2 protein-coding genes, 3 tRNA genes and 1 pseudogene are annotated in these 2,658 nt (G+C 35.3%); 2 read left to right on the forward strand and 4 right to left on the reverse strand.

From position 1 onward, the window contains the following. Positions 1-24 precede the first annotated feature (24 nt). The 4 genes from B0186_RS07990 to wecA all read right to left on the reverse strand — a co-directional run bounded on the left by B0186_RS07990 (position 25) and on the right by wecA (position 1,486). Positions 25-101, reverse strand: a tRNA-Pro gene (locus B0186_RS07990). Between the two features lie 8 nt (positions 102-109). After that, positions 110-185 (reverse strand) — tRNA-His (locus tag B0186_RS07995). Between the two features lie 21 nt (positions 186-206). Then, a tRNA-Arg gene (locus B0186_RS08000) sits at positions 207-283 on the reverse strand. Positions 284-412: 129 nt separating this feature from the next. Then, positions 413-1,486: a UDP-N-acetylglucosamine--undecaprenyl-phosphate N-acetylglucosaminephosphotransferase gene (gene wecA / locus B0186_RS08005; protein ID WP_078218846.1), complete on the reverse strand. Its 1,074-nt coding sequence runs from the start codon at positions 1,484-1,486 to the stop codon at positions 413-415. A 150-nt stretch (positions 1,487-1,636) separates the two neighbouring features. Between wecA and B0186_RS08010 the strand changes: the two are divergent. Together B0186_RS08010 and B0186_RS08015 are read left to right on the forward strand one after the other, a co-directional pair. After that, positions 1,637-2,034 (forward strand): annotated as a pseudogene (locus tag B0186_RS08010) (aminotransferase class III-fold pyridoxal phosphate-dependent enzyme); the annotation flags it as partial. A 91-nt stretch (positions 2,035-2,125) separates the two neighbouring features. Continuing rightward, positions 2,126-2,658 (forward strand): hypothetical protein (locus tag B0186_RS08015; protein ID WP_078218847.1); only part of this gene is annotated, 533 nt, incomplete at its 3' end.

Raw genomic sequence — 2,658 nt, forward strand, 5'->3', positions numbered from 1 at the left:
GTTGTTAAAGAACAAAAAAAATAATGGTCGGCGAGATAGGATTTGAACCTACGACCCACTGGTCCCAAACCAGTTGCGCTACCAAGCTGCGCTACTCGCCGACTTAATTTGGGGTGGCTAATGGGACTTGAACCCACGACAACCGGAATCACAATCCGGGGCTCTACCAACTGAGCTATAGCCACCATATACTGGATAACGTCGCCTGGCGCACTCGACAGGATTTGAACCTGCGACCTTTGGCTCCGGAGACCAACGCTCTATCCAACTGAGCTACGAGCGCTCATCGCATCGTTGCGGGGCGTATATTAAGAGTTTCACAATTGCTTGTCTAGTATTTTTTTTTATTTTTTTATTATTAGATAGTTTTTTATTCAAATTGACGTTTTTTTAATGAAATTTAGGTTGTTTTTTATATTTTTTGTTTTATTTTTCGAGATCTTCTTTTAATTCTTCTAATCCAGCGAGTAATACGCCATGCTCTGGCAATAGAAAATGAATAGATAAAAAATAAAAGAATAAATAAAATAAACATTACCCATTCATTAATATAGTATAGCTCTCCTAAAATCCCGAACATTGCACATAAAGCCGCAATTAGCGTAATCAATAAAAAAGCTTGTCTCGAACTTAATCCAGCTCTCATCATTAAATGATGAATGTGTAATCTATCCGGTCTAAAAGGACTTTTCCCTTTGCGTAAACGACGATAAATAATAGCAATCATATCGATGACAGGAATGGCAATTATCCAAAGAGCAGTTATTGGGTTCATAGGATGACCTTTGCCTTGAGTGCTTAATAACAATAACCACAGAATAGTAAATCCGATTAGTGTACTACCTGCATCGCCCATAAAAACTTTAAATTTGTTTCCCAAAGGAATACCTAAATTCATCATAAAATAAGGTGCAATAGCAAAAATTAGGGCAAAACTCCAATAAGCTAAATCCAGTTGGTTATCAATAATTAATAAAATTCCTATAGCTATAAAAGCAACACTAGATAATCCACCAAGTAAACCATCAATACCATCAATCATATTGAATGCATTGATAACCGCGATTGTAGCAAATACAGTTATCATCAATCCGATAGATCCTAAAGTTAACTGAAAAGGGCCGAGGATTTGACCTAAATGATCAAGATAGATATCTCCCATATCTATCATTAAAATAGCTAAAAAAGCTTGGATCCCCGCTCTCAAAAAAGGACTAATATCGAATCGGTCGTCCAATATTCCAATAGCTAATAAAATAAAAATACTGAATAAATATAATCCAGGTAAACGAAGCTGATCCCACTCCAGTAAATAAAAGCAAAGGTTACCTACAAATAAGGAAATCCCACCAATTAAAGGAATTGCTCCCTGATGACGTTTACGATAATTTGGCTTATCAACTAATCCAATTTTTTGTGCGATGGGGCGCATAATCAATAATGTCAAAAGCGCACCTAAAAAAGTGAGAGAAAAACTTAATACCATACAAAATACTTACTAGATTCGAATGGACAAAGCATACCATAAAGAAAAATGTAACATAAATATTTTTATAAACTTATATACTTTTACAGTAAAATAGCAAACAAATTCTCAGTAGCATAATCAAGGATAAATAATGACGACTTCAGCTACATTTTTTCTCGAGCTCAACAAGTTATTCCTGGTAGAGTAAATTCACCAGTTAGAGCGCTGGCAGAACACCAATATTTATAGAAAAAGCCAAAGGAGCATATATCTTAGATACAGAAGGGAAACAATACATTGATTATGTAGGATATTGGGGAACTATGCTTTTAGGACATAATCAGTCTTCCATCTTAAGTGCGGTGCTAAAAATGGCTGAAAATGGGCTAAGTTTTAGTACCAACGTACCAACCAAGTTCTCCAGGAATTCCTGAAAATTTTGCAAAAAGCTCCTTAACCTGTGAATATAACAATCTTCAATCTGTAAATATCCTGATCAAATTACATGCATTATCATTGAACCGGTGACTGGCAATATGAATTGCATACTTCCAAAAGCTGATTTTTTCGGTATTATGTAGCAGTTGCACAAAGACCAATTAACTCAATTTAACTAAAATCCTTGTGGTTATTTTTACATCACAAGGATTTTTATTTATGGCAAAAATGAGTGGGGAAACCCTTATTCGGCAGAAAATCGCTGAACTTACGCAACAAATTTCGCACTTTGAGCAATGTATTGAAAAGGCGAAAGAGCATCAAGTAACTCTACAACAAGCCTTAGTGGCATTACAGAGTGACCCATTTTCAAGTCCTATCAAAAAGGAAAGAAAGAGGAAAGCTAAATCTATTGGTGATGGAAATGTGATTTCAATATACGCTTATCACCCTAGCGATTATATTGCAAAAGTGTTTAAACGTTACCCAAACCAATGGATGTCAGCGAAAGAGATAATGTTTAAGGCTTTTGAAATTGAAGGGAAAATCGAACATAAATCGCAACATCACTCAATTGTAACTGCCTTTTCACACGCATTAAGACGATTACAAGAGAAAGGGATTGTTGAGAAACAGGTTTTGAAAGAGAAACATTCGGTTAAAATAATTCAGTGGCGGTTAAAAGAGATAAAAAAATGGACAATGCCGATTCAAAACTGGAAACTGGCGATGAATCGATTTATGATTGATTT

This window comes from Canicola haemoglobinophilus (assembly GCF_002015075.1).
Lineage (GTDB): Bacteria > Pseudomonadota > Gammaproteobacteria > Enterobacterales > Pasteurellaceae > Canicola > Canicola haemoglobinophilus.